Raw genomic sequence first — 15820 nt, 5'->3', positions numbered from 1 at the left:
ACTGAGAATGATGCGCCATCTGATAAAAAAATAGCCAACACGAGGTTGGCTATTGCATTTGATCACCAGTCATCTGGCGTTTACTTGATATCGATATCTGCAAAGCTCTTGATCAGATCATCAAGAGATTTCATTTGCGCTAGGAACGGTTCTAACTTGTCTAGCGGCAGTGCAGATGGGCCATCACAGCGTGCTTGGTCTGGGTTTGGATGCGCCTCGATAAATAGACCTGCGATGCCTGTTGCTAGACCCGCTTTCGCAAGTTCAACTGTCTGCTCACGACGACCGCCAGATGCCTCACCTGACGGATCACGCATCTGTAGTGAGTGCGTTACGTCAAAGATGATTGGGCTGCCTTTCGATGCATTTTTCATCACACCAAAGCCAAGCATGTCTACGACTAGGTTATCGTAGCCGTGGCAAGAGCCGCGCTCACATAGGATGATCTTGTCGTTACCGCATTCCGCGAACTTCTCAACGATGTTACCCACTTGACCTGGGCTCATAAATTGAGGTTTCTTCACGTTGATAACCGCACCTGTTTTTGCCATTGCTTCAACAAGGTCAGTTTGACGAGCTAGGAATGCAGGAAGCTGAATAACGTCTACCACGTCAGCGACAGGTTGAGCTTGCGCTTCAGTGTGAACGTCAGTGATGATCTTCACACCAAATGTGTCTTTTAGCTCTTGGAAGATTTTCATACCTTCTTCAAGGCCTGGGCCACGGTATGAATGAACAGAACTGCGGTTTGCTTTGTCAAACGACGCCTTAAATACGTAAGGAATGCCAAGTTTTTCCGTTACTTTTACGTAGTGCTCACAGATCTGCATCGCAAGATCACGAGACTCAAGAACGTTCATACCTGCAAATAGGGTGAATGGCTTGTCGTTAGCAACCTGAATGTCGCCGATATTAACGATTTTCTGTTCCATTTTGATTCTCTTTTTCTGTCCACGATACGCCACAGTTCGGCACATCGATAAAATTAGTGAAGTGTGACGTGCGTTTCACTCATCACATTAACTTGTGATTTTAGTAGCTCAGAAGCCGGATCGTCAGGGCATTGGTCAATAAAGTACTGAAAATCTGACACCGCCACTTGAGGGCACTCTAGCTGTTGGAAAATAAAACCACGGTCACGAATCTCGTATGGGTCATCTGGCACAAAGGTTAACGCAAGGTTCGTACAACGCAACGCCAGCGTGTAGTGCTCTTCACGTAACATCGCGCTTTTGATCAACGCTAACCAGCGACCAATAATGGTTGGATTGTCAGCTTCTTCAAAGTGTTCTGGCTTTAACTGAGCCAACGGTCCTTCTTGCCCAATAAGCCAAGCTTGGAGAATTCTTTCCCCCACATACTCACCATTAAATGGGTTAATGTAGTCTGGCTTTTTATGCATCCAATCGACTTTTAGCAGAAACTGAGTAGGGAAAGTGACTCCCTTCAACGGGAAACCCAGCTTTTTTCCTAGATATAATAAAATCGAACCTAAACTAACCGGAATACCTTTTCGGCGCTCCAACACTTTATCGATAAAGCTGTTGTCCGAAATAAAGTATTCCTGCTCGTCGCCTTTGAATCCCCACTCATGGAAAAACAGTCGTAGGAATGCATCAAATCGCTGCTCTTCATCGGTTTCATGAACAAGCGTGGCTTCTGCATCTTTGTAAAGACGCTCTAACTCTTGTTTCGCCCAATGTACTTTGGTTTCTGGGTTGATCGCTTTGTTTAGCTCAAGCGCACCTTCCACCAACGGTATATTGTCAAAATCTTCGTCAAAAAACTCTAACATGACGTCTTATCCAAATAACGTAGGGCTCTTAGACACAGCAATATTCGCAGCCATGACCAACCAACCTAATGCGCCGAAAAAGCCAAATATCTTCAGTAGGTTGTTTTTCGCAAGCTTCAACGAGAAGAAACCGAGTGCAATGTACGCCAGTACGCAGGTGATTTTGTTTGTTAACCACGGTGCGGCATCAGTAAACGGGATGAAACCAGTAATGAAAATAAGCGCGATACCTGACACTAGCAATGCAGTATCAACGATGTGGGGAAACACTTTCAAAAAGCGATTATTTCGCTTCGGTGAGTTCATCATCATTAACACGAATCGGATCGATAATAGTGTCGCGCTGAGCGCAATCGTCACTAAGTGTATGTGTTTTAGAGCTACGTACATTTTTCTTCTCTTTTTAGTTAGTGTTTGCTGACTTCCGTGATTAACAGGCAAAACAACCGAGCGTTACTCGATCGTTACCGCCGTAATCTTTTTCCGTGGCAACTTGTTGGTAACCAAAACCACGCATTATCTCACGTACGGCATCACCCTGATCATAACCATGTTCGAATGCCAGCCAACCGCCCACTTCAAGATACTGACGAGCAAGATCCGAGATATGGCGGATATCGGCTAAACCATTCTCCTTAGCAACTAATGCAGATTTTGGCTCAAAGCGCACATCACCTTGGGATAAATGTGGATCTTTTTCATCAATATACGGCGGATTGGAGACAATTAAAGCAAACTTCGTACCCTCTGCAATAGGCTCGAACCAACTGCCTTGAGCAAAGGTCACATTTTTGATGTTTAGCTGCTCAGCATTGTACTCTGCAAGTGCTTTCGCTTCTTGCTTGAGATCTACGCCCATCACTTGACGTTTTGGCATTTCAGATGCGAGTGCGATAGCAATTGCCCCCGTCCCCGTTCCAAGATCTAAAATAGGTCCTGTTTGCTCATAGGTCTTAACGAGTGCAACTTCGACCAAACGTTCTGTATCCGGTCTTGGGATCAAGGTGGAGGGAGAAACTTTGAACGGTAGAGACCAAAACTCTCGTTCACCAATAATATAAGCGACGGGTTCACCAGTTAAACGTCGTTCAAGTAGAGCGTCGAATTTTGCTTGTTGCTCTGCTTCTAATGCTTTTTCTGGCCAGGTCAGTAGATAAGTTCGTGGTTTGCCAAGGATATGGCAGAGGAGTACAGCTGCATCGAGAGAAGGCGACTCTTTGCCGCCTTCTGCCAGTTTCGCCGTCGCACTTTTCAGTGCTTGCTCAATTGATTGAACTTGGCTCATCGATTAGCCGTTCTCTGCGAGCGCCGCAAGTTGGTCTGCTTGGTGCTCTTGAATCACAGGATCAATCAAGCTCTGCAGGTCACCTTCCATCACTTCGTTCAAACGGTAGATGGTCAGGTTGATGCGGTGATCAGACACACGACCTTGTGGGTAGTTGTATGTACGAATACGGTCACTACGGTCACCAGAACCTAGAAGGTTACGACGTGTATCAGACACTTCTGCGGCACGACGCTCTTCTTCCGCTTGAACGATACGAGCAGCAAGAACCGCCATCGCTTTCGCTTTGTTCTTGTGCTGTGAACGCTCGTCCTGACACTCTACCACCGTACCCGTTGGTAAGTGGGTAATACGGATTGCAGAATCCGTGGTGTTAACGTGCTGACCACCCGCGCCAGATGCACGGAACGTATCGATTTTCAGGTCTGCTGCTTTGATTTCTGGCAGATCCGCCTCTGGGATTTCCGCCATCACCGCTACGGTACATGCAGAAGTATGCACACGGCCTTGGGATTCAGTTGCAGGAACACGCTGTACACGGTGACCGCCAGACTCAAACTTCAGTACGCCGTACGCACCGTCGCCGCTCACTTTTGCGATCATCTCTTTGTAACCACCGTGTTCAGCTTCGTTTGAAGACATCACTTCGATGCGCCAGCCACGCTTTTCTGCGTACTTGCTGTACATACGGAATAAGTCACCCGCGAAAATACCCGCTTCGTCGCCACCCGCACCTGCGCGAATTTCTAGGAAACAGTTACGATCATCGTTCGGATCTTTTGGCAGAAGAAGAATCTGTAGCTCATCAGTAAGACTCTCAATAGTCGCTTTCGCTTCTTTGATTTCTTCTTGCGCCATTTCACGCATTTCTTCGTCGTCTTCGTTTGCCATCTCTTCAGCGGCGACAAGATCTTCTTGCGCTTGTTGATAAGCTTGGAAGCACTTGGTTACTTCTTCTAGCTGAGAGTACTCTCTTGATAGAGCACGGAATTTGTCCTGATCTCCAATAACATCAGGATCACCAAGAAGATGTTGAACTTCTTCGTAACGTTCTACTAGCGTTTCTAGCTTAGTCAGAATAGAGGCTTTCATAGTGTCGTTTTCTTAATAAAAAGCGTGAGTTATAGATCATCCAAGCCAAGTGTTTGGCGGATAATCGTTAATTTTGCTGGTTCGCCTTGCTCTGCTGCACTTTGCAATGCGCGAGTTGGAGCGTGAATCAGTTTGTTGGTGAGTTTATTACTCAGCTCGCGCAGCACTTTCTCCGGATCTGCGCCTGCCGCTAAAGATTGCAAACTTTTGCTCAGTAACTCTTCACGAATTTCGTTGGCTGATTTGCGATAGTCGCGAATACTATCGACGGCTTGCAGTGAACGCAACCATGTCATAAACGCAGCGCTTTCTTCACTAACAATCGCTTCGGCTTGAATCGCTTCGACTTTACGCTGCTCAATGTTGCTGTCGATGATAGATTGCAAGTCATCAACCGAATACAAATATGCGTCGTTCAGTTCACCGACTTCCGACTCTACATCTCGCGGCACCGCAATATCGACTAACAAGATAGGTTGATGTCGGCGCTGCTTCAGAGCCGTTTCGACCATACCTTTGCCAATAATAGGCAATGGGCTCGCCGTTGAGCTAATCACGATATCCGCTTTCGCCAAATGTTCAGGAATTTCGTTCAAACTGATCACTTCTGCGCCAAATTGATCCGCTAAGCCTTGCGCACGCTCTTTAGTGCGGTTCGCGACAATCATTTTTGTGCAGCCGTTGGATGCTAAATGCTTCGCGACCAGTTCAATCGTCTCTCCCGCACCAACCAAAAGCACGGTTGAATCAGATAACGACTCAAAAATATGTTTTGCCAATGTACATGCGGCATAAGCCACGGACACAGCATTACCGCCGATATCTGTTTCTGTTCTCACACGCTTTGCGACTGAGAACGTCTTTTGAAACAGTTTATCAATTGAAGCATCGACGGCTTGATGATCTCGCGAGTCAGAAAATGCTTGCTTTACCTGCCCCAAAATTTGAGGCTCACCCAACACCAGAGAATCTAGCCCACATGATACGCGCATCAAATGCTTAATTGCGGCTTGTTCTTCATGCACATACAAACTCGGCATTAAATCTTCGCGGCTCACTTGATGAAACTGAGCAAGCCAATCGATTAACTTATTTCGCGCTCCTTGCTTAACATCGCAGTACAACTCAGTTCGGTTACAGGTTGAAACAATCACACTGCCGTTAACCGCTTCGTGCTCTCTAAGTTGCTCGAGTGCAGGGCCGAGTTTATCCGGACCAAACGCCACCTTCTCTCGCAAGTCGACAGACGCTGTATTGTGATTGATTCCAATAGCAAGCAAGGACATCTAACGTGGTATCTCTGGGATAGGTTATAAAATAGGTCCAGAATTTTACTGTAAGCACGCATTTATTGAAAGGGTAAGCCGGATTTGTTTTCCTAACTGCGACTTTTCAATGCTATAGTTGTGAGCGATTCCCGACGAAACTGATTAATAAGCCATCAAACATGACGTTACGCTCCTTTATTCTTTTTTTCTTGTCGAGCTTACTGCTCGCTGGTTGTTCCTCCGTTCCTGAAAGTGTTACCAGCGTTGAATGGCAAGCTCATGAGCAACGACTCGAGACCATCCAAGATTTTCAAGCAACGGGAAAACTTGGTTATATTGGCCCAGACCAAAGACAAAATTTAAATTTCTACTGGAAACATTCTTCAGCACTAAGCCAGTTGCGTTTAACTACGATTCTCGGACAAACGGCATTAAAGCTCACCATCACCCCACAAGGTGCCACAGTAGAAACTTACGACGATCAGGTCCTTTCCTCTCGCAGTGCAAACCAGCTAATTTACCGTCTTACGGGGTTAATGATGCCCGTTGAACACATGCCTGACTGGCTATTAGGCCTACCGACCGATGCCGACAAATTCCAATTGTCCCCAACCAATACACTGCAAGCGTTAAACAAACAAATTGGTTTAAATGATTGGCGTATTGCTTATCAACGGTATGGCGATGTTCAATGGCATGAGCAGTCTCTACCACTGCCAAATAAGCTGAAACTCACCACTGCTGACGTCAAAATAAATCTAGTGATCACAAAATGGAACATCACCCAATGATCGAACTTTCAACCCGCTGGCCATCACCAGCGAAATTGAATCTCTTTCTATACATCAACGGTCGCACAGAAAATGGTTACCACGAGTTACAAACCTTATTCCAATTCGTCGATCACGGCGATGAGCTCACCATTCAAGCAAACCATTCTGGTGATATTACGATTTCTCCAGATATAGAAGGTGTGCCTCTTCAAGACAATTTAATTTGGAAAGCAGCAACCGCACTTCAAGCATACTCAGAGTGCCCTTTTGGCGCACATATTGAGCTACAGAAAGTGCTACCTATGGGTGGGGGCATTGGTGGGGGCTCATCGAACGCGGCTACAGCATTAGTGGCACTGAACTACTTATGGCAACTGAATCTAACTGACGACGAACTGGCTGAAATTGGTTTAAAACTGGGCGCAGACGTGCCCGTGTTTGTGCGCGGATTTGCAGCTTTTGCTGAAGGTGTTGGCGAGAAACTCTCCCCCGCTTATCCCGAAGAAAAGTGGTATTTAGTCGTCAGACCGAATGTTTCTATCGCAACCGTCGACGTTTTTTGTCATCCAGATCTAACGCGAAACACCCCAAAACGAGATCTAGAAACACTTTTAAATACACCAAGCGTAAACGATTGCGAAAAAATTGTACGAATGCTCTACCCAGAGGTTGATAAGCAACTTTCTTGGCTGCTACAATACGCGCCGTCAAGATTGACGGGGACAGGATCTTGCGTTTTTGCTGAATTTTCGAGCAAATCTGAAGCAGAAACTATCCTTGCACAACTCTCTGATAAAGTCTCGGCATTTGTCGCTCAAGGGCGCAATATTTCGCCATTAAAAGAGACTTTGGCTGAATACCAATCAGCCTCACACCGACCTATTTAAACTGGACGCAAACCCGAGGTTTCCACCGTGCCTGATATGAAGCTATTTGCTGGTAACGCAACACCTGAACTAGCCCAACGTATTGCTGATCGTCTTTACATCTCTCTTGGTGATGCATCTGTTTCTCGCTTTTCTGATGGCGAAGTTGCAGTTCAAATCAATGAGAATGTTCGTGGTAGCGATGTTTTCATCATTCAATCCACTTGTGCACCGACTAACGACAACCTAATGGAATTGGTTGTTATGATTGATGCAATGCGCCGTGCTTCAGCAGGCCGTATCACTGCAGTTATCCCTTACTTCGGCTACGCTCGCCAAGACCGTCGTGTACGTTCTGCGCGTGTGCCAATTACTGCAAAAGTTGTTGCTGATTTCCTATCCAACGTTGGTGTTGACCGCGTTCTAACTATCGACCTACACGCAGAGCAAATTCAAGGCTTCTTCGATGTACCTGTAGACAACATCTTCGGCACGCCAGTGCTACTTGAAGATATGCAGGCTCGTGGTCTAGATAACCCTGTTGTGGTATCTCCTGACCTAGGTGGCGTTGTTCGTGCTCGCGCAACAGCAAAAGCACTAGGCGACATCGACATCGCAATCGTAGATAAGCGTCGTCCACGTGCAAACGTTTCTGAAGTAATGAACCTAATCGGTGATGTTGAAGGTCGTGACTGTGTGATCGTTGATGACATGATCGACACAGGAGGCACACTATGTAAAGCAGCTGAAGCACTAAAAGAGCGCGGTGCTAAGCGTGTATTCGCTTACGCTACTCACGCTGTATTCTCAGGCAACGCTGCGGACAACATCAAGAACTCAGTTCTTGACCAAGTTATCGTAACTGACTCTATCTCTCTATCTAAAGAGATGGCTGCAACAGGCAAAGTGACAACACTAAGCCTATCTCGCATGTTGGCTGAAGCGATTCGTCGTATCAGCAACGAAGAGTCAATCTCTGCAATGTTCAACTAATCCGAACATTTCAGTTACACTGATTTCAAAAGCACCCCTCTTTGGGGTGTTTTTTTATTTGTACTGATAACCAGAAAATCCCTTGGTCGCCCACTGTGAGAATTCTGTGCTATCATACTGCGCTTTTTGAGATTCCAGAGAGATCCTAACCTTGAGTCAACAAATCAAACTTCTTGTTGGTCTTGCTAATCCAGGACCAGAATACGCCAGAACTCGTCACAATGCGGGCGCTTGGGTTGTAGAAGAATTAGCACGCGTTCACAACGTTACACTGAAGAACGAACCAAAGTTTTTTGGTCTAACAGGACGCATTATGGTCAATGGCCAGGATCTCCGTTTGCTTATCCCAACCACCTTCATGAATCTATCAGGTAAATCGATCGCAGCGCTTGCGAAATTTTATCAAATTAAACCTGAAGAGATCATGGTTGCTCATGACGAGCTAGACTTACCGCCAGGTGTCGCTAAGTTTAAAAAAGGTGGGGGTCACGGTGGACACAACGGTCTGCGTGACACCATTAGCAAACTGGGCAATAACAAAGATTTTTATCGTCTTCGCATTGGCATTGGTCATCCGGGACACAAAGATAAAGTGGCGGGTTTTGTATTAGGTAAAGCGCCAGCTAAAGAGCAAGAGCTTTTAGATGCAGCAGCTGATGAGGCTGTTCGTTGTCTAGATATCCTGATTAAGGATGGCCTATCTAAAGCACAAAATCGCCTCCACACGTTCAAAGCTGAATAAGGTTACTATCATGGGTTTTAAATGTGGCATCGTTGGTCTACCTAACGTAGGTAAATCAACTCTGTTCAACGCACTAACTAAAGCGGGTATCGAAGCAGCAAACTTCCCGTTCTGTACCATTGAACCAAACACTGGTGTGGTTCCTGTGCCAGATCTACGTCTAGACGCACTAGCTAAGATCGTTAACCCACAGAGAGTTCTTCCAACGACGATGGAGTTCGTGGACATCGCTGGTCTTGTTGCTGGTGCATCACGTGGTGAAGGTTTGGGTAACAAATTCCTAGCTAACATCCGTGAAACAGACGCGATTGGCCACGTTGTACGTTGTTTTGAAAACGAAAACATTGTTCATGTTTCAGGTAAAGTTTCACCTATCGAAGATATCGAAGTGATCAACCTTGAACTTGCAATGGCTGACCTTGATTCTTGTGAGCGCGCGATTCAACGTAACGCGAAGAAGGCAAAAGGCGGCGATAAAGACGCAAAATTTGAACTAACAGTACTAGAAAAACTGTTACCAGTACTAACTGAAGGCGGCATGGCACGCACAGTTGAGCTATCTAAAGAAGAGTTAGCAGCAATCGGCTACCTAAACTTCCTTACACTGAAGCCAACTATGTACATTGCAAACGTAAACGAAGATGGTTTCGAAAATAACCCATATCTAGATGCGGTTCGCGAGTTCGCAGAAAAAGAAAACAACGTCGTTGTACCTGTATGTGCAGCTATCGAATCTGAACTATCTGAACTAGAAGATGAAGATCGCGAAGAATTCCTAGCGGATATGGGGATCGAAGAACCGGGGCTGAACCGTGTAATTCGCTCTGGTTACGAGCTACTGACTCTTCACACCTACTTCACGGCAGGTGTTAAAGAAGTACGTGCGTGGACAATCCCTGTTGGTGCAACTGCGCCTCAGGCTGCAGGTAAGATCCACACTGACTTCGAGAAAGGCTTTATTCGTGCAGAAGTAGTCGGTTACGACGATTTCATCCAATTCAATGGTGAAAATGGCGCAAAAGACGCAGGTAAATGGCGTCTAGAAGGTAAAGACTACATCGTAAAAGATGGTGATGTTGTACACTTCCGCTTCAATGTTTAATTAAATGAATGAATTTTAAACACTTCATTTACACTAAAAGCCAGCTGCTAAGCTGGCTTTTTTAATACCTTAAGTAAATGAGCAAAAATAAATTACCTAACTGCGAGCTAATTTATTTCCAGTTTTAGATCATAAACACGCCTCTTTGTTTAAAAAGGAAGCGAACGAGGTTTTTTCCGAAATTTATTAAAAAAAACTGTTGACGGATCTCACTCAACTTCGCATAATGCGCGCCGTTCCCAACGACAAGGCAACGAAGCGTTGAGAGCAAAAAATATGGTTTTGGCTACGTAGCTCAGCTGGTTAGAGCACATCACTCATAATGATGGGGTCACAGGTTCGAATCCCGTCGTAGCCACCATTCCTAAGTGTTCTTTTTATCAGAGCAATTAGGAATAGATGCGGAAGTGGCGGAATTGGTAGACGCACCAGATTTAGGTTCTGGCGCCGCAAGGTGTGAGAGTTCAAGTCTCTCCTTCCGCACCATATTTCAAATAGTCATTGTGACTATTGCCTGCAGGTCTATCGCCAAGCGGTAAGGCAGCGGCTTTTGATGCCGCCATTCCCTGGTTCGAATCCAGGTAGACCTGCCATTATTCAAGTGAGATTCCTTTATAAAAGGGGTTGTCACTGAGAGCGTGAAGGTTTATATTGTCTCGCTCCAAAAGATGGCTACGTAGCTCAGCTGGTTAGAGCACATCACTCATAATGATGGGGTCACAGGTTCGAATCCCGTCGTAGCCACCATGAACAACGTTATTTAGGTTTTTACCAATTACCTTGATAACTACAGAATAAGTTGCGGAAGTGGCGGAATTGGTAGACGCACCAGATTTAGGTTCTGGCGCCGCAAGGTGTGAGAGTTCAAGTCTCTCCTTCCGCACCATTATTTAAGTCTCTTTTATTAGAGCAATGTAGGGCTATCGCCAAGCGGTAAGGCAGCGGCTTTTGATGCCGCCATTCCCTGGTTCGAATCCAGGTAGCCCTGCCATATACAATGATATTGAGATTTTACCAATTATCTTGATATCTACAGATCAAGTTGCGGAAGTGGCGGAATTGGTAGACGCACCAGATTTAGGTTCTGGCGCCGCAAGGTGTGAGAGTTCAAGTCTCTCCTTCCGCACCATTCTTGGTCGAAGTTTTAAAATGGCTACGTAGCTCAGCTGGTTAGAGCACATCACTCATAATGATGGGGTCACAGGTTCGAATCCCGTCGTAGCCACCATTGATTGGATTGCTAGCATAAGCTATCAGTCACGTAGATTTAAGATGCGGAAGTGGCGGAATTGGTAGACGCACCAGATTTAGGTTCTGGCGCCGCAAGGTGTGAGAGTTCAAGTCTCTCCTTCCGCACCATCTTAAATTAATCTACACTATCAGAATACGCGGAAGTGGCGGAATTGGTAGACGCACCAGATTTAGGTTCTGGCGCCGTAAGGTGTGAGAGTTCAAGTCTCTCCTTCCGCACCATTCTTTCTCTCGATAAGAGAGCTTAAGTAGTCTTTGGCTATTTACACTGTAGGGCTATCGCCAAGCGGTAAGGCAGCGGCTTTTGATGCCGCCATTCCCTGGTTCGAATCCAGGTAGCCCTGCCATATACAACGATATTGAGATTTTACCAATTATCTTGATATCTATAGATTAATTTGCGGAAGTGGCGGAATTGGTAGACGCACCAGATTTAGGTTCTGGCGCCGCAAGGTGTGAGAGTTCAAGTCTCTCCTTCCGCACCATTATCGGAAAACCCAGCATGACTTTGCTGGGTTTTTTCTTTTTTTGGTTCTGGACTCGGGAAATCATTAGATTTGCCGAATTAAAAAAGCGAGCTCATGGCTCGCTTTTTTTCTATCTGTGATTTGAGTAGCTTACTACATACCTAACGCGTATTTCAGTACTTGAGCCTTAATTGGCCCTGAGTTTTCAGCAAGCTTCAATGCAGCATTACGTACGAACTTCAATAGCCCAAGATCGTTGCTAAAACCTTTATAGAAAAAGTCCATGCCCGTCTGCATGAGTAAGTTGTCAGGTCGACGTGCGCGTTCGTATTTCGCGAGTAAGGTATCTTCCAGCTTTTCTTGGTGTTCTGTTACCGAAAGGAGAACGTCTACATCTTTGAAGCCTAAGTTTACCCCTTGCCCTGCAAGCGGGTTAATCGTATGGGCAGAGTCACCCACTAACACGCAATTTTTGCTTGAGTAGCTTTGCGCATGACGACGAGTGAGTGGGAATGAGCCAAACTGTAAAACTTCAATATCGCCCAATTCAGCAGGGAAATGACGTAAGATTTCTTCCCTTAGTTGAGGTTTACCCATCGCACACAGTTGTTTAATGCGTTTTGGCGAGTCATACCAAACCAACGAACCTTGGCCTACTTCTTGACCGTCTTCATTAGTCAAAGAGCACAAAGGTAAAAATGAACGCGGGCCTGAAGGAGTAAATTGTTGCCAAGTGATATCTTGCTGTGGCAATTCTGTTTTCACGTTAATCAACATGCAGTGTTGTCGGTAATCCCACGCAGTCACACCAATTCCAGCCAATTGACGAACTTTAGAGTTTGCACCATCAGCACCAATTACCCAGTTAGCTTCAAACTGCACCCCACTTTCTAGTGTCACAAGGTTTACATCTGCAAACTCAATGTCTTTTAATCGCTCGGGACACATCACGGTTAGATTGTCATACTGAGAGAAGACTTGCCAAAGACCTAATTGGATTAGGCGGTTTTCAACGATATAACCTAGCTGCTCCAATGACAGTTCATCAGAGTGAAAACGAGTACGGCACTCCGGGTGCTCCCAAGTTTCTAAACGCCGATAAGGGCAAACTCGCATACTTTTAATTTCTGACCATGCGCCGAGTGAATCAAGTAACTCCACCGACTGGTGCGAAATCGCAGATACGCGAATATCCATCACCTGAGCGGCATCAAAAGCTTTGGGTTTTGCACCTTCAACCAAGACAACGCTTCTGCCCTGCTTGGCAAATCCAACAGCGACGGCTGCCCCAACCATACCGCCACCGATCACGGCGATGTCATACTTGTTCATTTTTCACTCTTCATCGTGCTGATTAATTGGCGTTTTTTATTGTACTTTCCATGGCTATTTTTACAAAATTGTTTAACAAAAAACCTTGTTCTGCATAGGGCGAAAAACTAGATTTCATCAGGCTTTGCAGAGAATTAGCCAGATCACTAGTCAGGTGCTTTTTAAAGCAGTACAATACGCCGCTTACCGCCGTGATGGCGGCTATAATTTGAGCAATAGCTCTCCAATTTAAGTACAACTGAACGAGCGAAAGTGAGATGAGTAAGAAACTGCTAATTAAAACCTGGGGCTGCCAGATGAACGAATACGATTCATCAAAAATGGCCGACCTGCTTAATGCTGCAAACGGCTACGAGCTGACGGAAGAGCCAGAGGAAGCAGACGTACTTCTACTTAACACCTGTTCGATCCGTGAAAAAGCGCAAGAGAAAGTTTTCCACCAGCTTGGCCGCTGGAAAACACTAAAAGATAAAAAACCTGGCGTAGTTATCGGTGTAGGTGGTTGTGTAGCAACGCAAGAAGGTGACCATATTCGTGAACGTGCACCATACGTCGACGTTATTTTTGGCCCACAAACTCTGCACCGCCTACCTGAGATGATCAAACAATCTCAGTCGGATGACGCACCAGTTATGGACATTTCGTTCCCAGAGATCGAAAAGTTCGACCGCCTACCAGAGCCTCGTGCAGAAGGCGCGACAGCATTCGTTTCTATTATGGAAGGCTGCTCGAAGTACTGTACTTACTGTGTCGTACCGTACACTCGTGGTGAAGAAGTAAGCCGTCCAATGGATGACGTGCTGTTCGAAATCGCACAGCTTGCTGAACAAGGCGTACGTGAAGTAAACCTACTGGGTCAAAACGTAAACGCGTACCGCGGTCCAACACACGACGGTGAAATCTGTTCATTTGCAGAACTGCTTCGTTTGGTTGCGTCTATCGATGGTATCGACCGTATTCGTTTCACAACGAGCCACCCGCTAGAATTCACTGACGACATCATCGCGGTTTACGAAGATACGCCTGAGCTTGTGAGCTTCCTGCACTTACCTGTGCAAAGTGGTAGTGACCGTATCCTAACTATGATGAAACGCCCTCACACCGCTATCGAGTACAAGTCGATCATCCGTAAACTGCGTAAAGCTCGTCCTGATATTCAAATCAGTTCAGACTTTATTGTTGGTTTCCCTGGTGAGACAGACAAAGACTTCCAAGACACAATGAAGCTAATCAAAGATGTAGACTTTGACATGAGCTTCAGCTTCATCTTCTCTCCACGTCCAGGTACGCCAGCAGCGGATTACCCTTGTGATGTATCAGAACAAGTGAAGAAAGAGCGCCTTTACGAACTACAGCAAACTATCAATGCTCAAGCGATGCGTTACTCTCGCTTAATGCTTGGCACAGAACAACGTGTTCTAGTTGAAGGTCCTTCGAAGAAAAACCTAATGGAACTGCGCGCTCGTACAGAAAACAACCGTGTAGTAAACTTTGAAGGTAGTGCAGACCTAATTGGTCAGTTCGTTGATGTGAAGATCGTAGACGTATTTGCGAACTCACTGCGTGGTGAGCTAGTACGTACTGAAAAAGACATGGATCTTCGTAGTGTGATTTCCCCAACGCAGATGATGGCGAAAACACGTCGCGAAGATGAGCTGGGTGTAGCTACTTTTACGCCATAAGCTCGTATAAATAGCCATGGAGAGCCTGGTCGTTATCAGGCTCTCATTAAGTGGCAAAAAATGAGAGGCAACATTGAGTAATAAAATCGTAACTCTAGAAATTAACCTAGAACCTTCCGACAACCGCCGACTTGCTAGCCTGTGCGGTCCATTCGATGACAACATCAAGCATTTAGAACGTCGTCTAGGCGTTGAAATTAACCACCGTAGTGACCATTTTACAATTGTCGGTAAACCTCATACCGCATCAGCTGCGCTGGATATCCTGAAAACTCTGTATGTTGATACCGCACCTGTACGAGGTGAGATCCCAGACATTGAGCCTGAACAGATCCATTTAGCGATTAAAGAGTCTGGTGTTCTTGAGCAGAATACTGAGTCTAATATCGAGCATGGTAAAGAAGTCTTCGTCAAAACCAAGAAAGGTGTGATCAAACCACGTACGCCAAACCAAGCACAGTACTTGGTTAATATGGTCACGCATGATATTTCTTTTGGTATTGGCCCAGCTGGTACAGGTAAAACTTATCTTGCTGTTGCAGCAGCAGTTGATGCACTAGAGCGCCAAGAGATCCGTCGTATTCTATTGACGCGCCCTGCGGTTGAAGCCGGTGAGAAACTGGGCTTCCTACCTGGTGACTTAAGCCAGAAAGTCGACCCATACCTACGTCCGCTATACGATGCCCTATTTGAAATGTTGGGCTTTGAGCGCGTAGAGAAGCTGATTGAACGTAACGTGATTGAGGTAGCCCCTCTTGCTTACATGCGTGGTCGTACTCTAAACGACGCTTTCATCATTCTTGATGAGAGTCAGAACACCACGGTTGAGCAGATGAAGATGTTCCTAACACGTATTGGTTTTAACTCTCGCGCAGTTATCACTGGTGACGTCACGCAAATCGACTTACCTCGTGGTGCAAAATCAGGTCTTCGTCATGCTATTGAAGTATTAAGCGAAGTCGACGACATCAGCTTTAACTTCTTCTTAGCAGACGACGTTGTACGTCACCCAGTGGTTGCTCGTATCGTTAACGCGTATGAGAAGTGGGAAGCACAAGACCAGAAAGAGCGTAAAGAGTTCGAGAAGCGTCGTCGTGAAGAACGCGATGCGAAGTTACTAGAAGCAGCAAAAGCTGAACTGAATGCACAAGTTGCTTCCACTAAGGAATAAT

The 15820-nt window shown here is 45.9% G+C and carries 14 protein-coding genes and 12 tRNA genes; 19 read left to right on the top strand and 7 right to left on the bottom strand.

Translation table 11 applies throughout. From position 1 onward, the window contains the following. Positions 1 to 80: 80 nt before the first annotated feature. Genes kdsA through hemA form a run of 6 tightly spaced genes read right to left on the bottom strand, consistent with a single transcriptional unit; the run spans position 81 to position 5458 of the window. On the bottom strand, positions 81 to 932 hold the full coding sequence (gene kdsA, locus L3V32_RS01075; protein ID WP_237283670.1) for a 3-deoxy-8-phosphooctulonate synthase: 852 nt from the start codon (positions 930 to 932) through the stop codon (positions 81 to 83). A gap of 53 nt (positions 933 to 985) precedes the next feature. Beyond that, positions 986 to 1795, bottom strand: a complete 810-nt coding sequence (locus tag L3V32_RS01070) for a SirB1 family protein (RefSeq protein ID WP_005384098.1) — start codon at positions 1793 to 1795, stop codon at positions 986 to 988. 6 nt (positions 1796 to 1801) lie between these two features. Continuing rightward, entirely contained in the window at positions 1802 to 2185 is a 384-nt protein-coding gene (locus L3V32_RS01065) for a SirB2 family protein (RefSeq protein WP_005382225.1), read from the bottom strand. 40 nt (positions 2186 to 2225) lie between these two features. After that, a complete protein-coding gene (gene prmC, locus L3V32_RS01060) occupies positions 2226 to 3080 on the bottom strand; it encodes a peptide chain release factor N(5)-glutamine methyltransferase (RefSeq protein WP_237283669.1) in 855 nt (284 codons plus the stop codon). Between the two features lie 3 nt (positions 3081 to 3083). Further along, a complete protein-coding gene (prfA, locus tag L3V32_RS01055; protein ID WP_237283668.1) occupies positions 3084 to 4172 on the bottom strand; it encodes a peptide chain release factor 1 in 1089 nt (362 codons plus the stop codon). Between the two features lie 29 nt (positions 4173 to 4201). Continuing rightward, positions 4202 to 5458: a glutamyl-tRNA reductase gene (gene hemA, locus L3V32_RS01050; RefSeq protein WP_005384104.1), complete on the bottom strand. Its 1257-nt coding sequence runs from the start codon at positions 5456 to 5458 to the stop codon at positions 4202 to 4204. 161 nt (positions 5459 to 5619) lie between these two features. Between hemA and lolB the strand changes: the two genes are divergently transcribed. The 17 genes from lolB to L3V32_RS00965 all read left to right on the top strand — a co-directional run bounded on the left by lolB (position 5620) and on the right by L3V32_RS00965 (position 11652). After that, positions 5620 to 6231 (top strand): lipoprotein insertase outer membrane protein LolB, encoded by a 612-nt coding sequence (gene lolB / locus L3V32_RS01045; protein ID WP_005393172.1) that lies wholly within the window; start codon positions 5620 to 5622, stop codon positions 6229 to 6231. Further along, complete coding sequence (gene ispE, locus L3V32_RS01040; protein WP_046874292.1) at positions 6228 to 7100, top strand: 4-(cytidine 5'-diphospho)-2-C-methyl-D-erythritol kinase; 873 nt, start codon at positions 6228 to 6230, stop codon at positions 7098 to 7100. The genes lolB and ispE overlap by 4 nt, the downstream gene beginning before the upstream one ends. Before the next feature lie 27 nt (positions 7101 to 7127). Beyond that, entirely contained in the window at positions 7128 to 8072 is a 945-nt protein-coding gene (locus tag L3V32_RS01035) for a ribose-phosphate pyrophosphokinase (protein ID WP_005393176.1), read from the top strand. A 151-nt stretch (positions 8073 to 8223) separates the two neighbouring features. Next, complete coding sequence (pth, locus tag L3V32_RS01030; RefSeq protein WP_005384112.1) at positions 8224 to 8814, top strand: aminoacyl-tRNA hydrolase; 591 nt, start codon at positions 8224 to 8226, stop codon at positions 8812 to 8814. Positions 8815 to 8824: 10 nt separating this feature from the next. After that, positions 8825 to 9916: a redox-regulated ATPase YchF gene (ychF, locus tag L3V32_RS01025; RefSeq protein WP_005393178.1), complete on the top strand. Its 1092-nt coding sequence runs from the start codon at positions 8825 to 8827 to the stop codon at positions 9914 to 9916. A gap of 284 nt (positions 9917 to 10200) precedes the next feature. Beyond that, a tRNA-Met gene (locus tag L3V32_RS01020) sits at positions 10201 to 10277 on the top strand. Between the two features lie 40 nt (positions 10278 to 10317). Beyond that, a tRNA-Leu gene (locus L3V32_RS01015) sits at positions 10318 to 10402 on the top strand. A gap of 32 nt (positions 10403 to 10434) precedes the next feature. Continuing rightward, positions 10435 to 10509: transfer RNA gene (locus L3V32_RS01010), tRNA-Gln, on the top strand. A gap of 77 nt (positions 10510 to 10586) precedes the next feature. Further along, positions 10587 to 10663: transfer RNA gene (locus tag L3V32_RS01005), tRNA-Met, on the top strand. 54 nt (positions 10664 to 10717) lie between these two features. Continuing rightward, positions 10718 to 10802, top strand: a tRNA-Leu gene (locus tag L3V32_RS01000). 30 nt (positions 10803 to 10832) lie between these two features. Further along, positions 10833 to 10907: transfer RNA gene (locus L3V32_RS00995), tRNA-Gln, on the top strand. A 53-nt stretch (positions 10908 to 10960) separates the two neighbouring features. Beyond that, a tRNA-Leu gene (locus tag L3V32_RS00990) sits at positions 10961 to 11045 on the top strand. Between the two features lie 22 nt (positions 11046 to 11067). Then, positions 11068 to 11144, top strand: a tRNA-Met gene (locus L3V32_RS00985). 46 nt (positions 11145 to 11190) lie between these two features. Further along, positions 11191 to 11275, top strand: a tRNA-Leu gene (locus L3V32_RS00980). 29 nt (positions 11276 to 11304) lie between these two features. After that, positions 11305 to 11389: transfer RNA gene (locus tag L3V32_RS00975), tRNA-Leu, on the top strand. Between the two features lie 50 nt (positions 11390 to 11439). Beyond that, positions 11440 to 11514: transfer RNA gene (locus L3V32_RS00970), tRNA-Gln, on the top strand. Positions 11515 to 11567: 53 nt separating this feature from the next. Continuing rightward, positions 11568 to 11652, top strand: a tRNA-Leu gene (locus tag L3V32_RS00965). 135 nt (positions 11653 to 11787) lie between these two features. Here L3V32_RS00965 and L3V32_RS00960 read toward each other — a convergent pair. Then, positions 11788 to 12966, bottom strand: a complete 1179-nt coding sequence (locus L3V32_RS00960; RefSeq protein WP_237283667.1) for a 2-octaprenyl-3-methyl-6-methoxy-1,4-benzoquinol hydroxylase — start codon at positions 12964 to 12966, stop codon at positions 11788 to 11790. 257 nt (positions 12967 to 13223) lie between these two features. Between L3V32_RS00960 and miaB the strand changes: the two genes are divergently transcribed. Together miaB and L3V32_RS00950 are read left to right on the top strand one after the other, a co-directional pair. Beyond that, entirely contained in the window at positions 13224 to 14648 is a 1425-nt protein-coding gene (gene miaB / locus L3V32_RS00955) for a tRNA (N6-isopentenyl adenosine(37)-C2)-methylthiotransferase MiaB (protein ID WP_005391310.1), read from the top strand. Positions 14649 to 14721: 73 nt separating this feature from the next. Next, positions 14722 to 15819 carry a PhoH family protein gene (locus L3V32_RS00950; RefSeq protein WP_005373033.1) on the top strand — a complete coding sequence of 366 codons (1098 nt, stop codon included), beginning with the start codon at positions 14722 to 14724 and terminating at the stop codon, positions 15817 to 15819. Position 15820: the final 1 nt, after the last annotated feature.

Source organism: Vibrio sp. J2-4, assembly GCF_021728155.1.
Taxonomy (GTDB): Bacteria; Pseudomonadota; Gammaproteobacteria; order Enterobacterales; family Vibrionaceae; genus Vibrio; species Vibrio diabolicus.
Note: the sequence above shows the minus strand (reverse complement) of the source record. Positions and strands in the feature narration are given on the sequence as shown.

Coding starts and splice junctions, on each gene's coding strand:
- kdsA (WP_237283670.1), bottom strand. CDS start 932: ATGGAACAGAAAATCGTTAATATCGGCGACATTCAGGTTGCTAACGAC.
- L3V32_RS01070 (WP_005384098.1), bottom strand. CDS start 1,795: ATGTTAGAGTTTTTTGACGAAGATTTTGACAATATACCGTTGGTGGAA.
- L3V32_RS01065 (WP_005382225.1), bottom strand. CDS start 2,185: ATGTACGTAGCTCTAAAACACATACACTTAGTGACGATTGCGCTCAGC.
- prmC (WP_237283669.1), bottom strand. CDS start 3,080: ATGAGCCAAGTTCAATCAATTGAGCAAGCACTGAAAAGTGCGACGGCG.
- prfA (WP_237283668.1), bottom strand. CDS start 4,172: ATGAAAGCCTCTATTCTGACTAAGCTAGAAACGCTAGTAGAACGTTAC.
- hemA (WP_005384104.1), bottom strand. CDS start 5,458: ATGTCCTTGCTTGCTATTGGAATCAATCACAATACAGCGTCTGTCGAC.
- lolB (WP_005393172.1), top strand. CDS start 5,620: ATGACGTTACGCTCCTTTATTCTTTTTTTCTTGTCGAGCTTACTGCTC.
- ispE (WP_046874292.1), top strand. CDS start 6,228: ATGATCGAACTTTCAACCCGCTGGCCATCACCAGCGAAATTGAATCTC.
- ychF (WP_005393178.1), top strand. CDS start 8,825: ATGGGTTTTAAATGTGGCATCGTTGGTCTACCTAACGTAGGTAAATCA.
- L3V32_RS00960 (WP_237283667.1), bottom strand. CDS start 12,966: ATGAACAAGTATGACATCGCCGTGATCGGTGGCGGTATGGTTGGGGCA.
- miaB (WP_005391310.1), top strand. CDS start 13,224: ATGAGTAAGAAACTGCTAATTAAAACCTGGGGCTGCCAGATGAACGAA.